The organism is Gordonia sp. NB41Y, assembly GCF_030718915.1.
Lineage (GTDB): Bacteria > Actinomycetota > Actinomycetes > Mycobacteriales > Mycobacteriaceae > Gordonia > Gordonia desulfuricans.
Map to the genome: position 1 here is coordinate 371,545 of NZ_CP132196.1, position 18,842 is coordinate 390,386.

15 protein-coding genes are annotated in these 18,842 nt (G+C 69.4%); 3 read left to right on the forward strand and 12 right to left on the reverse strand.

Translation table 11 applies throughout. The features are described 5' to 3' along the window. Positions 1-102: 102 nt before the first annotated feature. Genes Q9K23_RS01505 through Q9K23_RS01515 form a run of 3 tightly spaced genes read right to left on the reverse strand, consistent with a single transcriptional unit; the run spans position 103 to position 3,346 of the window. Positions 103-1,440 carry an ATP-binding protein gene (locus tag Q9K23_RS01505; RefSeq protein WP_305950356.1) on the reverse strand — a complete coding sequence of 446 codons (1,338 nt, stop codon included), beginning with the start codon at positions 1,438-1,440 and terminating at the stop codon, positions 103-105. Then, a complete protein-coding gene (locus Q9K23_RS01510; protein WP_020793985.1) occupies positions 1,437-2,075 on the reverse strand; it encodes a response regulator transcription factor in 639 nt (212 codons plus the stop codon). Before Q9K23_RS01510 ends, Q9K23_RS01505 begins: the two co-directional genes overlap by 4 nt. Next, complete coding sequence (locus Q9K23_RS01515; RefSeq protein WP_152972621.1) at positions 2,072-3,346, reverse strand: lipase family protein; 1,275 nt, start codon at positions 3,344-3,346, stop codon at positions 2,072-2,074. Before Q9K23_RS01515 ends, Q9K23_RS01510 begins: the two co-directional genes overlap by 4 nt. A 303-nt stretch (positions 3,347-3,649) precedes the next feature. Here Q9K23_RS01515 and Q9K23_RS01520 point away from each other — a divergent pair, with 303 nt between their 5' ends. Then, positions 3,650-4,189: a hypothetical protein gene (locus tag Q9K23_RS01520; RefSeq protein WP_261977716.1), complete on the forward strand. Its 540-nt coding sequence runs from the start codon at positions 3,650-3,652 to the stop codon at positions 4,187-4,189. Positions 4,190-4,406: 217 nt separating this feature from the next. On the opposite strand, the gene Q9K23_RS01525 is transcribed toward Q9K23_RS01520, so the two are convergent. Then, positions 4,407-7,265, reverse strand: coding sequence for a LuxR family transcriptional regulator (locus tag Q9K23_RS01525; protein WP_160319576.1), 2,859 nt, complete (start codon positions 7,263-7,265; stop codon positions 4,407-4,409). A gap of 39 nt (positions 7,266-7,304) precedes the next feature. Here Q9K23_RS01525 and Q9K23_RS01530 point away from each other — a divergent pair, with 39 nt between their 5' ends. After that, positions 7,305-8,471 (forward strand): TetR/AcrR family transcriptional regulator, encoded by a 1,167-nt coding sequence (locus Q9K23_RS01530; RefSeq protein WP_261977715.1) that lies wholly within the window; start codon positions 7,305-7,307, stop codon positions 8,469-8,471. A 4-nt stretch (positions 8,472-8,475) separates the two neighbouring features. Next, entirely contained in the window at positions 8,476-9,294 is an 819-nt protein-coding gene (locus Q9K23_RS01535; protein ID WP_020791382.1) for an SDR family oxidoreductase, read from the forward strand. A gap of 221 nt (positions 9,295-9,515) precedes the next feature. Here the strand turns inward: Q9K23_RS01535 and pyrF are convergent, their stop codons facing one another. The 8 genes from pyrF to nusB all read right to left on the reverse strand — a co-directional run bounded on the left by pyrF (position 9,516) and on the right by nusB (position 18,838). Then, positions 9,516-10,334: an orotidine-5'-phosphate decarboxylase gene (pyrF, locus tag Q9K23_RS01540; RefSeq protein WP_305950357.1), complete on the reverse strand. Its 819-nt coding sequence runs from the start codon at positions 10,332-10,334 to the stop codon at positions 9,516-9,518. Next, on the reverse strand, positions 10,331-13,666 hold the full coding sequence (gene carB, locus Q9K23_RS01545) for a carbamoyl-phosphate synthase large subunit (RefSeq protein WP_020791350.1): 3,336 nt from the start codon (positions 13,664-13,666) through the stop codon (positions 10,331-10,333). Before carB ends, pyrF begins: the two co-directional genes overlap by 4 nt. Further along, a complete protein-coding gene (gene carA, locus Q9K23_RS01550; protein WP_053776481.1) occupies positions 13,666-14,835 on the reverse strand; it encodes a glutamine-hydrolyzing carbamoyl-phosphate synthase small subunit in 1,170 nt (389 codons plus the stop codon). The genes carB and carA overlap by 1 nt, the downstream gene beginning before the upstream one ends. Beyond that, positions 14,832-15,395, reverse strand: a complete 564-nt coding sequence (locus Q9K23_RS01555; RefSeq protein WP_020793549.1) for a hypothetical protein — start codon at positions 15,393-15,395, stop codon at positions 14,832-14,834. Before Q9K23_RS01555 ends, carA begins: the two co-directional genes overlap by 4 nt. Next, a complete protein-coding gene (locus tag Q9K23_RS01560; RefSeq protein WP_053776480.1) occupies positions 15,392-16,732 on the reverse strand; it encodes a dihydroorotase in 1,341 nt (446 codons plus the stop codon). The genes Q9K23_RS01555 and Q9K23_RS01560 overlap by 4 nt, the downstream gene beginning before the upstream one ends. Continuing rightward, positions 16,729-17,679 (reverse strand): aspartate carbamoyltransferase catalytic subunit, encoded by a 951-nt coding sequence (locus Q9K23_RS01565; protein ID WP_305950358.1) that lies wholly within the window; start codon positions 17,677-17,679, stop codon positions 16,729-16,731. Before Q9K23_RS01565 ends, Q9K23_RS01560 begins: the two co-directional genes overlap by 4 nt. Beyond that, positions 17,679-18,278 (reverse strand): bifunctional pyr operon transcriptional regulator/uracil phosphoribosyltransferase PyrR, encoded by a 600-nt coding sequence (pyrR, locus tag Q9K23_RS01570; RefSeq protein WP_053776479.1) that lies wholly within the window; start codon positions 18,276-18,278, stop codon positions 17,679-17,681. Before pyrR ends, Q9K23_RS01565 begins: the two co-directional genes overlap by 1 nt. An 89-nt stretch (positions 18,279-18,367) precedes the next feature. Further along, a complete protein-coding gene (gene nusB, locus Q9K23_RS01575) occupies positions 18,368-18,838 on the reverse strand; it encodes a transcription antitermination factor NusB (RefSeq protein WP_053776478.1) in 471 nt (156 codons plus the stop codon). Positions 18,839-18,842: the final 4 nt, after the last annotated feature.

The window sequence follows — 18,842 nt, forward strand, 5'->3', positions numbered from 1 at the left end:
AACTGGGACCAGAACCGAAAATTCGGAAGTCGATGCGCACGTTGCGCGTGTCGCACGGCCTTCGGACCGGTCCGGCGACCCGGCCCGACCCCTGTCCATCGATCAGACGACAGTCGGGATCGTCGCGATCGCGACGGTCCCGCCACCGGCCCGCGCGGTGAAGATCAGCGTGCCTCCGGCCGCGGCGAGCCGGACCTGCCGAGACGCCAGACCGAGGTGGCCCGCGGCCAGTCGCTCGGTCAGCCGGCCCGGGTCGAGCGCGCCGGGCGGGATACCCACCCCGTCGTCGACGACGACCAACCGCGCCCGTCCGAGAATGTCGGTGTCCACGATGTCGGTGTCCACGATGTCGGTGTTGTCTGTGTCTCCGGTGGCGTCTGTGTCTCCGGTGGCGGCGGTGTCGTCGGGGTCTGTGTCGTCGGCGTCAGGGTCGTCGTCGACGCCGTCGCGTTCGAGTTCGAGGGTCAGTTCGATGCGGGTCGCATGGGCATGTTTGACGGCATTGGTGAGCAGTTCACGGGCGGTGGCGTAGAGCAGTTCGTCGGCCGGGGTCGGACACCCGGGCCAGGCCGCGGTGTCGACGATCACGGTGAGCCCGGTGGTGGCGGCGGTGGAACGGCCGAGTTCGGTCACCGCGACGCCCAGCCCATGGTGGTCGAGGACAGCCGGGTTGAGTGCGGTGAGCGTCGACCGCAACAGATCCCCCGACTCGCGCAGGGCGGCCTCGATCCGGTCGATCGCCGCGCCGTCCCCACGCCGGGCTGCGGCCACCTCCCCGCGGGCGGCCAGGACGTATTGCAGGGCGCCGTCGTGCAGGTGGTCGGCGAGCTCGCGGCGGGCACGGCGGTCGACGGTGGTCACGTCGTCGAGCAACTGCGCGCGATCACGGGCCAACGCTGCGATGGTCTGCACCCGCGACCGCGCGATCGCCGACAATGCGACGCTGCCGACGCCGAGCCCGCCGATCACCAGGGTGTGCAGCAGCACCGACGACCACGGTTCCCCGTTGGCCGGGCGTGCCGCCGCCGACGCCGCGAGGAACACCACGGTGGTCGGGACGGCGATGGCCACGCACACCCCGGGCCGCAGTCCGGTGGCGGCGGCCATCGGGATCAGCGCGAAGCCGGTGAGCAGCACATCGGAGGTCCAGCTGGTCGCATCGGACCGGGCGGCGAGGACGGCCACCGCGGTGAGCGCGGCGAGATCGACGAACAGCGCCGCCCACGCCCACTCCTGCACCCGCAGGTCCGGGCGACGGGCCAGGAGCAGGGTGGACGCGGTCCATCCGAGGTACACGCCGACCACCGCCCACGTTGCGGCCAGGAACTGCTCGGGTGGATCGCAGGCGATCACCAGCACCAGGAACACCGCCAGGATCAGTCGCATCCCGACCTGCGCACGCACCCCGTCGACCCCGGTCCGCACCACCGGAGCCCTCATTCGATGAGTCGGCGTCGCATGCCCTCGGCGACGGCGGCGGCACGGTCGGAGACGCCGAGCTTCTGATACAGGTTGGCGGCGTGCGTCTTGACCGTCGACGCCCCGATGTAGAGTTCGGCGGCGATCTGCGGGATCGACAGTCCCCGCGCGAAACCGTTGAGCACCTGGCTCTCCCGCTCACTCAACGCGGGCGCATCGGGTTGGGCGTGCGCCCGGATCTGGGCGACCAGCCCGCCGGCGAGTTCGGGAGGTACCACCGTCTCCCCCTTCGACACGCGTTCGACCGCGCCGATGATCGCGTCGCGGTCGGAGTTCTTCGACACATAGCCGGCCGCACCCTCGCGCAGCGCGTCGAAGACCACCACCGAGTCGGTGACCGCCGACAGCAACAGCACCTTGGTGGGCAGGCCGTCGCGGATCACCGCGTGCACCACGTCGGTGCCGGTGAGGTCGGGCATCTGCTGGTCGACGACGGCGACGTCGGGTTTCAGGTCGGCGATCATCGCGATGCCGCTGCGTCCGTCGTCGGCCTCACCGAGTACCCGGATGCGCCCGCTGGCGGCCAGCCCGCGCGAGAGCCCGTCACGGAAGAACGGATGGTCGTCCACCACGACGACGCTGATCTGACGATTCATCCGGCCCCTCCGGGCACCGGGATCGGGTCGAGCGCAGCGCCCGGCGGGATCGTGCCACAGCTGTTCGCGGTCGGACGACCGGCGAACCGGTCGGCGAGGAAGCCGTAGGCGTCGGTCTGGAACGGTTGATATGCGCCGCCGTGGGACTTGCCGGGATAGTGGCGGAAGTCGACGCGGACGCCGCGGGCGCAGTAGTCGCGGGCCAGGCCCCGGACGTCGGCGTCGATCATCACCGAGTCGCCGATCGCATCGGATTGCCCGATCCCCAGCAGCATCGGGATGCGCGGGGTGCCCGCGGTGCCCATGATGTTGTCGTTCAGCGCTTCGACGACCGACGGCACGTCCAGCAGCGAGTGGTACGGCGCACGGACCATGTCGGCGTCGGTGAGGCCCGGGTACTTCGAGGCGAAGTCGGCGATGCACCGGTCGGCGACCGTGGCGGTCAACTGGCTGCCGCGCGCTGACAGGAACGACGCACTGTTGATCGGGTACGCGCGCTGATAAGCGACGATGATGGCGGGAATGACGCCGGCCCAGTCCTTGGTCCCGCTGACATACGGCAGGTTGTGGGCCAGGTCCACCGGCAGACCGCCCGCGGCGGCGCCGACGATACGCAACTCGGGTGCGTACCCCGGCGCGAGTTCGGCGGCGAAGTCGGTGGGCACCGAGCCCCCGGAGTACCCCACCATGCCGACCGGGGTGGACCGCGGGAGTGACAACACCGACTGCGCGGCGCGGACACCGTCGAGGGCGGCGTATCCCGACAGCCGGCCGACGGTCCACTCGTTGTCCGGGCCCTCGTAGTCGGTGACGACCAGGGTGTGACCGGTGGCAAGGTAGCCGGACATGGCGACCTGTTCGACGGTGGTGAGCGGACTCGGATTGTTGCCGCGCAAGGTGTACGACGGAACGCAGACCGGTCCGAGACCGTCGTAGGCCATGTTGAAGCTCACCAGGCGTGGCGTCGGGGCCCCGCCGGGTGGGCGGATGATCGTGGTGACCGTGGCGGTCGGGGCCCCACGGTGGTCGGTGGTGCGATACAGCGCCTGCGTGGCGCGCAACGGTGTCGGTGTGCCGAGGATTCCGATGCTCACCTCGCGGGTCCGCAGGACCGTGCCGGGAACGACGGAGTCGAGGGGCCGCGGCGACCGGTAGAACGGGTCGGCCGACGGACTCGGATCGCCCGCGGCCGGAGTGTCGGCGACCGCGCGGGCGTCGAGGGCCCCGGTGAGACCGACCACCACCGACACCGCCACGAGGACGGCGATCATCCACCTCATCCGTCCTGATCCCTGCCTGCCAGTGGCCATCGAGCACCCTCCTCCGATTCGCCGGTGTCACTTCGACGACGCCGGTCGGTCTCCTTGTACCGCCTGGACGGTATCTGCGCACGCTGTCGGAGACATCCGCCGATCTGCCGACTCCTCCCCCGATCGGGGGAGGACACGTTCCCCCACCCGATCGCCGGGTCGGCCGAATCCGGAAACCCACCCTGACCGGCAAAGTCATACATGTCAGAAACAACGACGACCAAGCCCCACAAGGACGAGGTCACCGGTCGAAGGAGACCCACCATGATCACCACCGACACCACCACGATCAACGGCACCCACGTCACCGGAATTGCAGCCGAGAACACTGCCGCCGAGAACACCGGCCGGAAGGGTCTGCGCAGCCGCAAGGGCCGTCTCCTGGCCGTGCTCGCCGGGGTCGGTGCCGTGGGGGCGCTTGCGGCGGGTGGTGCCGGATTGGCCAGTGCCGGAACCCTGCCGGTGGGTCAGGCGACCACCGCGATGACCATCACCAACCACACCGACAAGACCGAGTACCTCACCAGTGCCGACCCGGGCGCCGGTAGCTGGATCAACGCCCCGCGCGGCACCCTGGCCCCCGGCGCGTCGGAGATCGTCACCGCATCCACGCACGGCAACCACGAGACCGTCACGATCAACTACCGGATCGGTGCGGTCGGCCCGCACGCGGTGTACCAGCTGGTGAACGTCGCCGGCGGCACCAACACCAACGCCACCGGCGTCACCGGCGGCCACTACTGGATCAATGCCAACGTCTCGACAGGCTTCCCGCATGCCAACGCCGGCTACGACCTCTGGTGATCTGAACGGGGCAGCCAGAGATGGGGCAGGCACACACGCGGCGCAGCCGCCGGCCAGGAGACCTGCATGGGGACGACGCCGCGAGAATGTGACCTGAAGGCAGCCGACACGGGTGGCGGGGTGACGGGGTGAACCGTCACCCCGCCACCCGTGTATGGACGGACCTGTGTCGTCGGTCACCGAATCCACATGCGTCCGTCGATTCACGTCCGTGGAATCACGTCTGCTGCTCGCGTGCCGCGGTGGCCACCTCCACCCGCGAGCGCAGACCCGTCTTGGTGAGAATGTGGGAGACATGGGTCTGCACGGTGCGCGGGGAGACGAACATGCGGGCCCCGATCTCCTTGTTGGTCAACCCCTCGCACACCAGACCGACGACGCGTGTCTCGGTGGCGGTCAACGCCTCCCATCCGCTCGTCGCCGATCGATGGGATTCCCGGGAGCCGCGCCGCACGCCGAGCGCACGGACCCGGGCCAGCGCGCGGTCGCGGTCGAGTCGCGCACCGCAGTACTCATAGACGGCCAGCGCCTCGTCGAGCAAGGAGAGCGCACGCGCCCGGTCCCCCGCCGACGCCGCCGCGCACGCAGCCTCCTCCCTGACCTGCGCGGCCGGCCATCCCCATGCCTGCGACCCGAACAGGTCGGCGGCCGCGACCAGCGCCGTGACGTCGCCCACAGCCATCGCCGTCACACAGGCCGCCGTCGCCTGCAGCCGCACCGTCGGTTCCGGCCCGCGCGATCCCGACCGCGCCATGCGCAGGTCGTCGGCGAGATCGTCGGCGATCTGACGGACGAGGCGTTCCTGCCCGGTGAGCCGGGCGGTGCGGGCGATGTCGAGAACCCGATCGGCGAATCCGCGACCCGGCCGGATCCGCGCAGCCGCCCACAGCGACCGCACCAGAACCGCGGCCCGGTCGAGGTCGCCGTCTGCCTCGAGCGCGGCGAGTTCGGCCACCCCGGGATAGTCGATCCCGAACTGCAATGGCAGGCCTCGATGTCGAAAAGCATCCAACCGGCTCCGTGCACGGGCCACGTCACCGCGATGGGCGTCGAGGTAGGCACGATTGCCCACCGCGATCGAGATCCACCCGGTGCCGGTCTCGGCCGCCGACTCCAACGCGGTATCGAACTCGGCGACGGCATCGTCCCATTCCGCCTCGGCGGCCCGCGCATCCCCGCAGAGGAAACCCAGATACGAATCAGACCAACGGAATTCACCGCCGGAACGGTGGCGGATCCGGTCCACGCGTTCGACCACGGCGATGGGTCCGCTGTGCGCGAGGGTCGCCCACAGCCGGTACACCGGCGCGAGGTCGTCGGCGATCGACGACCCCGACGAGCCGCTGGCCGCGCGGGCCCCTGCGGTGTCGAGTTCCGCGAGCAGTGCGACGGCACGGCCGGGTGCGCCACCGAAGAGCGCCTGGCTCGACCGGAGCACGAGTTGCGTCGCCCGGGCCTCGGCGGCCTGCGGATCGGTCCCGGCGAAGTCGGCGACGCCGGAAGGGATCTCGTCGTCGCCCACCACGTGACCGGCGAGCTGACGAATCCATGCCCGGCGAATGGTCATCGTGTCGCGCACTCCCCGCGGCAGTCCGCCGATCGACAGGGCACGATCGATCATCGCCACCGCACCGTCGGCGTCGGCGCGACTCACGAGGGCCCGGACCAGCTCCGCCTGCAACCGGGCGGCGATCCTCGGGTCGGCGACGGTGTCGATGCGCGTACGGATGAGGCGTTCGGCGACCGGCCCCCGGCCCGCTCGGATCAGATTGTGGACACGATGCACCAGCATGCGGTCGGCGTCGGCGGTGCCTGCCTGGGTCTCGGCCATCTCGAGCAGATCCGCGGCCACCTCCGGGGCGAGCTCCTCGGCTTCGGCAACCGCGGTACGCAGTACATCGAGGATCAGCGCGGTGTCATCGGTGCCGGGATGCCGATCGGTGCGGTCTCGGCCGCCACCCGCACGTATCCGGTGTCCGGCGACCACAGCGGCGGACATGCCGCGCTGCTCGGCCAGGCGCGCCAGTCGGTGGTGGGTCGCACGCCGGAATCCCTGCGACAAGCCGTCGTAAGCGACCTCGCGGAAGACGTCGTGAGCGAAGTCGACGGTGAGTTCTCCCTCGGTGCGCAGGGTGACCATTCCGGCCCGGTCCGCGTGTGCGAGCGGGATGTCGAGATCGGCCGGGTCGTAGAACATCAGCTCGGCGAGCAATTCCAGGGAAACGCGGGTGCCACAAACCGCGAGGGTCGCGAGGACATCGCGTGTCGCGTCGTCGAGCCCGCCGAGGTGATCTCGCACCACACGGTCGAGATGCCCCGGACGAACCACGCGAGCTTCGTCGTCGAGTTCGACGCCGGCCCCCTCGAGCCCGGTGGTGGACCGAAGCGCACCCGCCTGCTGCCACGCACGTACGAGCTCACAGACGAAGAGCGGATTGCCCTGGGCGATGGAGACGGCGCGGGTCAACGCGGGTCCCGGTGCCCCGCCGACCATGTCGGTGACGATCTGGCGCACCATCTCAGGGGTCAACGGAGGCAACCTGATCGCGATATCGGCCTGCTCCACGAGCGAATCCAGGCGGGTACGGCCGGGGATCGGCCGGGCGGAGACGATCACGATCAGCGGCAACACCTGCGAGGTCCATACCAGCCGTCGCAGCACCGTCAGGCTGGCCTCGTCGGCGTTGTGCGCGTCGTCAACCCACACGAGGACCGGTCCGGTCGCGGCGAGATCGTCGATGCGCTCGAGAACGTACTCACCGGGATGAATGTCGGGTGCGACCCCGCCCATCAGCGCCGTGACCACCGAGAACGCCTCGGTGCGGCGGCGTTCGTCGCCACGGGAACGCAGGACGATGGGAGCACCCCGATCGGAGGTGGCGGGTTCAGGGACGCCGAGATACACGTCGGCGAGCAGGGTCGAGATGAGGTGACTCTTGCCGATACCCGGTGGGCCCTCGATGACGATCGAGGTGCCGCGTCGGGTCTCGAGGGCCGTGAGAAGGCTCTCGCGGAGTCCGGCGACGACGTCGGGACGTGACCGCTCGGCCAACAGGGCCCCGGACCGTTCACTCACCGGTGACATGCTAATCGGACATTCCCAACCGGGCTCACAATGGCTGCTGCACCCGGATCGGATCCGGGTCTCGTCGATCCGACTGATCGCGGTGACCTCGTCGACCGCATGGGCGCGATACGTCCTGGCGATACCACTGATCGGATGCGGGTCGAGCAGCGCGCCCAGGCACTGTTCGACGGCCCGGCTGGTCCGGCGTACGCCGTCTCCCCCCGCCGCAACCACGCCCACCACCGACCGCAGCCGACACCGTGCGGCGTTGCGCGCTGTCCGCACCCCGACGCGCGGCCGGGAACGCCCGGACCGGGCCACCGCACCCTCTCGGGCGACGGTTCGATCGACAAGCACTGCGGCGCCCACGGTACCGGTTCTGGCAGCGGCGGCGACCGTTTGGTCGCCGACGACGCCGACGGGTCCAGGGATACCGCGGATCGTTGCGACGTCGACTCGTCCTGGTCGATCAACGATCCGATGCAGGCACGAGAGGACTTCGTCGACACCTGTCGTTTAGTGCTAGCATCGCGGGAAATGAGTTCTTCACAACAGTCGATTCCGCGCAAGGGGCGCATCACAGTGACCAGCGAAGATCCACGTGCGATGCGTACTCGTACGAAGCTGGTCGAAGCATTCACCCGGCTCGCCGACTCGGGACCGGTCACGGTTGCGGCCCTGACAGGCGCCGCAGGTGTGCATCGCTCCGTCTTCTACAAGCACTTCGCGTCACCGGATGACCTGGCCGTCTACATGCTGCGCGACCTGTTCACCGCGCTCAGTGACGCCGATGTCCGGATGCGTGGCCTGTTCGCGGTGGACGGACTCGCGGCGAGTCGGAGTGCAATGTCGGCCTTCGTCGGATTCATCGATGCGCGTCGGGCAGTTTATGCGCCGCTGCTCGGATCACACGCGCCGGCGGGCGCCGTGCGCCGGATCACGGAGGCCTTCACAGAACTGACCGCCACCGCGCTCGACCAGATGACCACCCGTCCACCAGAAGTGGACACGGCGGTGCTCGCGCCCTTCCTGGCGCACGGAGTGCTCGGAGTCGTCGGACGCTGGCTGGACGACGAGGAATCGAAAGGGTCACAGGAACAGGTCGTTGAGCAACTGGTTCTGTGCTTTCCATCCTGGCTGGCAGCAGATTCGACGAAGACCTCGACCTCGGCACATGCCGCAGGGAACCAGTCCTCAACCAATGGGAGAAGGTAGCAGCATGCCGAGTTTCGACGGCAAGACAGCGATAGTCACCGGGGCGACCACCGTCGACCCGGGCGGGCTCAACATCGGAGGCGCCACCGCAACCGAACTCGTTGCAGGTGGGGCGAAGGTCGCGCTCGCCGATATCAACATCGAAGGCGCGCAGGCACTGGCCAAACAGCTCAACGAGCGTGCCGGTCACAGCGTGGCGATCGCGGTCCACACCGATGTCCGATCCGAGCAGCAGATCGAGCAGCTCGTGGCGACCACTGTCGAGCAGCTCGGCGAACCGACGATCGTGATCAACATCGCAGGCGTGTTCCCGCCTGATGACACCGAGGTCGCCACGATGACGGTCGAGGCCTGGGACAACGTCATGGCGGTGAATCTCCGAAGCGTCATGCTGCTGAGCAAGCACACACTGCCTTACCTGCGTAAGGCAGGCGGGACAATCGTCAGCACGGCATCCACACACGGATCGGCAGGCGACACGAGCCTGAGTGGGTACGGCGCATCCAAGGCCGGCGTGATCGCACTCACCAAGTTCCTCGCCACCCAGTACGGGCTGGAAGGGGTCCGGTGTAACGCCGTCAGCCCAGGAACCACGACGTCGCCACCTGCTCAGCAGCTCCCCGAGGAGATCAAGGACATCTTCCGCCGGCAGAACCTCAACCCCGAGATGCCCTCGCCGGAGCAGCAGGCCAAGGTATTCGCGTTCCTGGCCTCCGACGACTCCGCCGGCATCAACGGACAGGAGATCAAGGTCGACGCCGGTCTCCTGTCACACCAGCCGATGGTGGCCGATATGCGATCGCTGGGCGCGACGACGGTGTGACCCCCGGTGAGGATCCCGGGTCGAGCAGGCCCGAGCTCATCCGGTCACCGCGCTCGCCTCAGCCCGCCCGAACACTCGATGGACGTGGTCTCGACGCGGGTTCCTGCCCGCACCCCGCTCCGCCGGCAGCCGCCGCCGGGATTGGCGGGGGACACCGGGACACGACAGGTTGCGCGGAGTCGAGAGAACGGCAGTTCCGTCCGTGTCGCGGCCGCTGCCGCCTACAACGCCGACTCGACCTCGTCGCGGGTTCGTTCGAAGGCGGCGCGAATGGCGGCGACGTCGGGACCGGCACGCAGCACGCCGCGCGAACTCGCGGGCAGCAGCCACGACGAGTCGGCGTCGGCGAAGACCTCGGGAAGGTCCGCTGCGGTGGCGCCCTGAGCGCCCAGCCCCGGCGAGAGAATCGGGCCGCGCAATGCGCTCAGATCCAGCCCGTGGGCGCGGGTCGCGCCGACCACCACGCCGACGGTTGCCGAACCGTCGGCGTTCACCGCGGCGGCGTCGTCGACGATGCGCTGGCCGACGGTGCGCCCGTCGGCATCGGCGAGCTGCACCTGCGCGCCCTCCGGGTTGGAGGTTCGGGCGAGCACGAACACTCCCCGACCGCCGGCCCGGGCGGCGTCGACAGCCGGTGCGAGGGAACCGAATCCGAGGTACGGCGACACCGTCACCGCGTCGGATACCAGCGGGGATGCGTCACCCAGCCATGACTGCGCATAGGCGGCCATGGTGGAGCCGATGTCACCGCGCTTGGCGTCGGCCAGGACCAGCGCACCGGCCCCCCGGCAGCCGGTGATGACCCGTTCGAGGACCGCGAACCCGGCCGACCCGAACGCCTCGAAGAACGCGACCTGCGGCTTGATCACCGCGGCGGCGAGACCGAGCGCTTCGATGCAGATGTCGGCGAACCGGCCGAGGCCGTCGGCATCCACCGACAGCCCCCAGGCCTCGAGGAGTTCGGTGTGCGGGTCGATGCCGGCACACAGCCGGCCCCGCGCGTCGACCGACGCGCGGTAGCGGTCCCCGAACCCGGTCATCGTTCGTTCACCAGTGCGGCGTGGCGACGCTGGATGGACTCGACACCCATCTGCTCGTTGCGTGCGGCCTCGATACCCTGCACCGCAGCACTGGCACCTTGCACCGTGGTGATGCACGGGATACCGACCGACACTGCGGCACTACGGATCTCGTAACCGTCGACACGCGGTCCGGACTGGCCGAACGGAGTGTTGATCACCATCGCGATCTCGTGCGCACGAATCGCGTCGATGACGGTCTTCTCCCCCGGCGCGGCCTCGAAGTGCTTACGCACCGTGGTGCACTCGACGCCGTTGCGGCGCAACACATCCGCAGTGCCCTCCGTGGCCAGGATGGTGAACCCGAGATCGGCGAGATGCTTGACCGGGAACAGCAGTGCCCGTTTGTCCTTGTTGGCCACCGACACGAACACCGCACCCTCGGTGGGCAGCGACCCGTAGGCCGCGGTCTGCGACTTGGCGAAGGCGCGACCGAAATCGGAGTCGATGCCCATCACCTCGCCGGTGGACTTCATCTCCGGGCTCAGCAGCGAGTCGATGCCGGTGCCGTCATGGCGGCGGAACCGGTTGAACGGCAACACCGCCTCCTTGACCGCGACCGCCGACGAGGTCGGCATCGTCCCGCCGTCACCGGTGGCGGGCAGGATCGCCTGCTCGCGCAGCTCTGCGATGGAGGTGCCGAGCATCACGCGGGCACAGGCCTTGGCGAGCTGCACCGCGGTGGTCTTGGACACGAACGGTACGGTGCGGCTCGCCCGCGGATTGGCCTCGAGCACATAGAGGACGTCGTCCTTGAGCGCGTACTGCACGTTGAGCAGACCCCGCACCCCGATGCCCTTGGCCAGGGCTTCGGTGGAGGCGCGCACCATCGCCAGATCCGCACGGCCCAGGGTCACCGGCGGGAGCGCGCACGCGGAGTCGCCGGAGTGGATGCCGGCCTCCTCGATGTGCTCCATGATCCCGCCGATGTACACCTCGTCGCCGTCACACAACGCATCGACGTCGATCTCGACCGCATCCTCCAGGAAGCGGTCCACCAGCACCGGGTGATCGGGGGTGAGCTCTGTGGCGCGAGAGATGTAGTCGGCCAACGACTTCTCGTCGTAAACGATCTCCATGCCGCGACCACCGAGGACATACGACGGACGCACCAGCACCGGGTAACCGATGCGGGCGGCGGTGTCGCGGGCCTCCTCGAAACTGGTCGCGGTACCGAACGCGGGGGCGGGCAGTCCGGCGGCGGTGAGCACCTTGCCGAACTCGCCACGGTCCTCGGCGAGGTCGATGGCCTTGGGGTTGGTGCCGACGATCGGCACGCCTGCCGCCTCGAGTCGATGCGCCAGACTCAGCGGGGTCTGCCCGCCGAGTTGCACGATCACGCCGGCCACGGTGCCCGACTGCGATTCCGCATGGTAGACCTCGAGGACGTCCTCGAAGGTCAGCGGCTCGAAGTAGAGGCGGTCGGCGGTGTCGTAGTCGGTCGACACGGTTTCCGGGTTGCAGTTGACCATCACGGTCTCGTACCCGGCCTCGCTCAAGGTCAGCGCCGCGTGCACACACGAGTAGTCGAACTCGATGCCCTGCCCGATGCGGTTGGGACCCGAACCGAGGATGAGCACCTTCGGCCGCTCGGTCTGCGGGGCGATCTCGCTGGTGGCGGCGGGATCGAGCTCGTAGGTCGAGTAGTGGTACGGCGTCTTGGCCTCGAACTCGGCCGCACAGGTGTCGACGGTCTTGTACACCGGCCGCACACCGAGCTCGTGACGGCGCGCGCGGACCTCGTCCTGGTCGGCGAACTCACTGCGCAACGCCGCGATCTGGCGGTCGGAGAAACCGCTCGACTTGGCCTCCCGCAGCAGATCCACGGTCAGCTCGTCGGCGTCGCGGATCTCGTTGCCCAGCGCGCCGATCCCGGCGATCTCGGCCAGGAACCACGGGTCGATGGCGGTGGCCTCGTAGACCTGCTCGATGGTGGCACCGGCGTCGAAGGCCAGCATCAGCCCGTACAGCCGGCCGTCCTTGGGGGTCTTGAGCGACTCGAGCAGCTCGTCGAGATCCAGCGTCGCCGGATCGGGGCGGTGCGGTTCGGTCCAGAACCCGGCGGCCTTGGTCTCCAGCGACCGCATCACCTTGCCGAGGGCCTCGGCGAAGCTGCGGCCCAGGCTCATCGCCTCGCCGACCGACTTCATCGTGGTGGTCAGGGTGTCGTCGGCGCCGGGGAACTTCTCGAACGCGAACCGCGGCGCCTTCACCACGACGTAGTCGAGCGTCGGCTCGAAGCAGGCCGGCGTCTCCTCGGTGATGTCGTTGGTGATCTCGTCGAGGCTGTAGCCGATGGCCAGCTTCGCGGCGATCTTGGCGATCGGGAAGCCGGTGGCCTTCGAGGCGAGCGCCGACGACCGCGACACACGCGGATTCATCTCGATGACCACCAGGCGTCCGTCGCTCGGGTCCTGCGCGAACTGGATGTTGCAGCCGCCGGTGTCGACACCGACCTGACGCAGGATGGCGATCGAGAGATCACGCATCTTCTGGTACTCGCGGTCGGTGAGGGTCATCGCCGGGGCGACGGTCACCGAGTCGCCGGTGTGCACACCGACCGGGTCGACGTTCTCGATGGAGCAGATCACCACGACGTTGTCGCGGTGGTCGCGCATCAGCTCGAGCTCGTATTCCTTCCAGCCGAGGATGGACTCCTCGATCAGGACGTTGGCGGTCGGCGACGCGGCCAGGCCGCCACCGGCGATCCGCTCCAGGTCGGTCTCGTCGTAGGCCATACCCGAGCCGAGCCCGCCCATGGTGAACGACGGCCGCACCACGACGGGGTAGCCGAGTTCGGCGACGGTCGCGCGGACCTCTTCCATGGTGTGGCAGACGGCCGACCGGGCACTCTCGCCACCGACCTCGGCGACGATGTCCTTGAACTTCTGGCGGTCCTCACCGCGCTGGATGGCGTCGAAGTCGGCGCCGATCAGCTCGATCCCGTACTTCTCCAGCGAACCGCGATCATGCAGTGCCACAGCGGCATTGAGTGCGGTCTGCCCACCGAGGGTGGCCAGCACGGCGTCGATCGGGTGGCCGGCGTCGCGCTCGGCCTCGATCACCTTCTCGATGTATTCGGCGGTGATCGGCTCGATGTAAGTGGCGTCGGCGAACTCCGGGTCGGTCATGATCGTGGCCGGGTTGGAGTTGACCAGGCTCACCCGCAGGCCCTCGGCCTTGAGGACGCGGCATGCCTGGGTGCCGGAGTAGTCGAACTCGCAGGCCTGGCCGATCACGATCGGACCGGAACCGATGACCAGGACGTGGGACAGATCTGTGCGGCGCGGCATCAGGCCCTCGCTCCTCGTGCGCGGTCACCCTCGAGCAGGGTGACGAATGTGTCGAACAGGTACGCGGCGTCGTGGGGTCCGGCGGCCGCCTCGGGGTGATACTGCACCGAGAACGCGCGGCCGGAGGCCAGCTCCACACCCTCGACGGTGCCGTCGTTGGCGCAGACATGGCTGACCCGGGCCCGCCCGAAGTCGGTGTCGAATTCCTCGCCGGCCTCGCCCTCGAGCGCGAAGCCGTGGTTCTGTGCGGTGATCGACACCTTGCCGGTGGCGTGGTCGATCACCGGGATGTTGATGCCGCGGTGCCCGAAGGTCATCTTGTAGGTGCCGCGACCGAGCGCCCGGCCCAGGATCTGGTTGCCGAAGCAGATGCCGAACAACGGCAGGTCCGCACCCAGCACCTCGCGGGTCAGTGCCACCGCGGTGTCGGCGGTGGCCGGGTCGCCGGGGCCGTTCGACAGGAACACACCGTCGACGCCGAGGTCGCGGATCTGCTCGAAGGTCGCCGTGGACGGCAGCACCTGCACCGCGACGCCGCGCTCGGCGAACATGCGCGGGGTGTTGGTCTTGATACCCAGGTCGATGGCGGCCACCCGGAAGCGGGTCTCGGCCGCCGGTTCCACCAGGTAGCCGGTGTCGGTGGTGACCTCGCCGGCGAGGTCGGCGCCCTTCATCGACGGCTGGTTGCGGACCCGGGCGAGCAGCTCGTCGGTGTCGGCGAGGGCGGCGCCGGAGAACACCCCGGCGCGCATCGAGCCGTGGTCGCGCAGCACCCGCACCACGGTGCGGGTGTCGATGCCGGAGATCCCGACGATGCCCTGACGCACCAGCTCGTCCTCGAGGGAGGTGGTCGCACGCCAGTTGGAGACTCGGCGGGTGGGGTTGCGCACGGCGTATCCGGCGACCCAGATCTTGCCGGAGTCGCCGTCGACGCCCTGGCTGCCCGCGCTGCCGGTGGACTCGCCGTCCTCGTCGTTCCAGCCGGTGTTGCCGATCTGCGGGGCGGTCGCCACCACGATCTGCCGGTGATAGCTGGGATCGGTGAGGGTCTCCTGATAGCCGGTCATGGCGGTGCAGAAGACCGCCTCGCCGAGGGTCTCACCGACGGCACCGAATGCCCGGCCGGTGAACACCTGCCCGTTCTCGAGCACCAGAACCGCTGGGGTCATTGATCTTTCCTCTGTTCGATATCGGGCTGGGTGGACTCGGGCGCGGAGCTGTCACGCCCGCCGTCGGGATCGAACTCGGCGACCCAGCCGGGGTAGATGGACTTGTCGTCGGCGCGGAACCCGGTGTCGAGCTCGGTCCCGTTGGGCAGTGCCCAGCGGATCACGAGCACACCGTCGGCGGTCATCACCTTGCCGGCGTGGCCGCGTTCGGTGCGCACCGCGGTGATCGACTCCCGCGGAATCCAGACCGCGCTCGCCCCGTCGCGTTCGACGAGGATGCCGCTCGCGTGCAGACCGATCGACGACGCCGCACGGTCGCCGTAGTCGCCCACGGCGACCCGGTTCTGCCAGCTCGGCGCGAAGGTCGCACCGAGGTACATCCCGGTGTCGGGGCCCAGCGTGACCGGTCCCGGATCATCGGGCACCACGGGGAGCTCGCCGACCGCGTCGACCTGTCGTCGGCCACGATTGCGCCAACCGCGCAGGACCAGGGAGATCAGCACCAGCCACAAGGCGAGCACCGCGATCACGATGATCAGGTCGAACCACATGTCGTTCATGCCCGTGCCTGCCCGCCGGCGGCGGTGACCACCCCGCGCAGCACCGTGGCGGTGATCGTGGCGGGCATCGACATCGCCTCGTACGGCGTGTTCGACGACAGGCTGGCCAGCTCGTCACCGTGGACCACCCAGGGGGTGTCCGGGTCGACGACGGTCAGGTTGCCCGGCTCGCCGACCGCGATGGGCCGGCCCTGGTCGGTGAGCCCGACGATCTGGGCGGGCCGCTCGCTCATCACCCGGGCCACGCCGCGCCAGTCCAGCAGTCCCGGCTCCACCAGGGTCTGCACCACGATCGGCAGGGCCGTCTGCAGGCCCAGCATGCCGGGTTTGGCGGCCGAGAACTCGCAGCACTTCTCCTGCGAGGCGTGCGGGGCGTGGTCGGTGGCGACGCAGTCGACGATGCCGTCGGCCAGCGCCTGACGCAGCGCGAGGGTGTCGCGTTCCTCACGCAGCGGCGGGTTGACCTTGTTGATCGGGTCGTAGCCCTCCAGGCGGGCGTCGGTGAGCAGCAGGTGATGCGGGGTGACCTCGGCGGTCACCGAGATGCCCTGGTCCTTGGCCCAGCGGAGCAGTTCGACGGTGCCCTCGGTGGAGGCATGGCAGATGTGCACGCGGGCACCGGCATCGCGGGCCAGCAGCGCATCGCGCACCACGATCGACTCCTCGGCGGCACGCGGCCAGCCGGCCAGGCCCAGGCGCGCCGCCGTGGGTCCCTCGTGGGCGATCGCACCGACGGTCAGCCGCGGCTCCTCGGCGTGCTGGGCGATCAGGACGCCGAGGCCCTTCGCATATTCCAGGGCGCGCCGCATGATCAGCGGATCGTGCACGCATTTGCCGTCGTCGCTGAACATCCGCACGTTGCCGACCCCGGCGGCCATCATGCCCATCTCGGCGAGCTGCTCGCCCTTGAGGCCGACGGTGACCGCACCCACCGGGTGGACGTCGACCAGGCCGACCTCGCGGCCGGTGCGCCAGACGTTGTCGGTGATGGTCGAGTTGTCGGCGACCGGGTTGGTGTTGGCCATCGCGAACACCGCGGTGTAGCCGCCGAGCGCGGCGGCACGTGAGCCGGACCGGATGGTCTCGGTGTCCTCGCGGCCGGGTTCACGCAGGTGGGTGTGCATGTCGACGAAGCCGGGCAGCAGGATGCCGCCGTTGCCGTCGATCTCCTCGGCGCCGGCCGGGACGGTGACCGTGGCGCCGATCTCGGTGATCTGCCCGTCGGTGACCACGACGTCGACGGGGTCACCCTCGCCGTAGGGCCTGACCTGATGCAGGACAACCGATCCGGACCGGGCACTTCCGGTGGCATCGGCGGTTCCGGCGTGGGCGCTCACAGTGAGTCTCCTGTCTGTTCGGTGCCGACGAGCAGGCGGAAGAGCACCGCCATGCGGACGTGCACACCGTTGCGGACCTGGTCGAGGACGGTGGCCTGCGGGGCGTCGGCGACCGAGAACCCGATCTCCATGCCGCGCAGCATCGGTCCGGGGTGCAGCACCACCGCCTTGTCGTCGAGCAGGGCGAGGCGACGCTCGTTGAGCCCGAAGCGCACCGAGTACTCACGTGAGCTCGGGAAGAAACCGCCGTTCATGCGTTCGGCCTGCACCCGCAGCATCATCACCGCGTCGACGGCGGCGAGTTCGGCGTCGAGGTCGCCGGAGACGGTGACCGGCCACTGCTCCACCCCGACCGGCAGCAGCGTGGGCGGTGCGACGAGCACCACCTCGGCACCGAGGGTGGCCAGCAGGTGGGCGTTGGAGCGGGCGACCCGCGAGTGCAGGACGTCGCCGACCAGCGCGATCCGGCGACCGGCGAGGCCACCGAGCCGCTGACGCAGCGTCAGCGCGTCCAGCAGCGCCTGGGTGGGGTGCTCGTGGGTGCCGTCGCCGGCGTTGATCACCGCCGGGCCGCTGCCGTCGGCCTCGGTGGTCCAGGCGGCGATCTGGTGGGCCGCACCCGACGCCGGGTGCCGCACGATCAGCGCATCGGCACCGGCCGCGCGCAGCGTCTTGGCGGTGTCGCGCAGCGACTCCCCCTTGCCGACCGACGAACTCGACGCCGACACGTTGATCACGTCGGCGCTCATCCACTTGCCGGCGACCTCGAACGACACCCGGGTGCGGGTGGAGTTCTCGTAGAAGACCGTCATCACCGTGCGGCCGCGCAGGGTGGGCAGCTTGCGCACCTCGCGACCGGCCAGGGCCTGCTCGAAACGTTCTGCCTCGTCGAGCAATTCGGTGGCGGCGTCGGCGGAGAGATCCTGGGTGGACAGCAGGTGCCGCATCAGTTCTCCTCCCCCGCCGCCTCGGTCACCGGGCCGGACAGGACCACCTCGTCCACCCCGTCGTGCTCGACGAGGTGCACCGAGACGCTCTCGTCGCGAGAGGTGGGGATGTTCTTGCCGACATAGTCTGCGCGCAAAGGCAATTCGCGATGGCCGCGGTCGATCAGCACGGCCAGCTGCACCGCCGCCGGGCGCCCCAGGTCACGCAGCGCGTCGAGTGCCGCGCGCACCGTGCGCCCCGAGTACAGGACGTCGTCGGCGAGCACCACGATCGCGTGGTCGACACCGCCGGCCGGGACCACGGTGCGTTCGAGCGGGCGGTGCGGCTTGGCTCGCAGATCGTCACGGTAGAGCGTGATGTCGAGGTAGCCGACCGGGATGTCGCGGCCTGCGAACTCGCTGACCTTTGCGGCCAGACGGTCCGCCAGAGTGGTTCCGCGAGTGGGGATTCCGATGATGATGACGCGCGGTGCGTCGGGGGCGTCGAGAGCGTTCTTCTCGATCACCTGATGCGCGACCCGCGCGATGGTCCGGGCTACATCGCCGGCATCGAGCAGGACGCGCCTGTTGGGTTGTGACCCTGTGGTGGGCGTGACCACGCCGACCTCCTTCTCCGCCTCACCGGACGGATCGTTAAAGGACGTCTGTCTCCGCGACACTTTACACCGCCGGCCGGCGGCGCAGAGTGTCAGTCCTCGGCGTCGCCGGGCAGCTCGACCGCGGCCGCCGACCGCACCTGCGGTGCGAGATCGGCGATCCGGCCGAGTACGCCGTTGACGAACGACGGTGACTCGTCGGTGGACAACTCCTTGGCCAATTCGACCGCCTCGTCGACGATCACGACCGGATCGACGTCCGTGGCGTTGAACAGTTCCCAGGTGGCCAGGCGCAGGATCGCCCGGTCCACCGCGGGAAGCCGTTCGAGGGTCCACCCGCGCAGGTGCGACGACACGACGGCGTCGATCTGCGCCTGATCGGCCACGAGGCCGTCGATCACGCGGGCGGTGTAGGGATGGATCTGGCCGACACTCTCATCGGTGTGGACCAGTACACGGCGCTCGGCGACGAGGTCGGCGGGGCTGACCTGCTTGGCCTCGGCCTCGAACAGCAGGTCCACGGCGCGACGCCGCGCCTTGTGCCGGGTTCCGGGTTTCTTCACGATA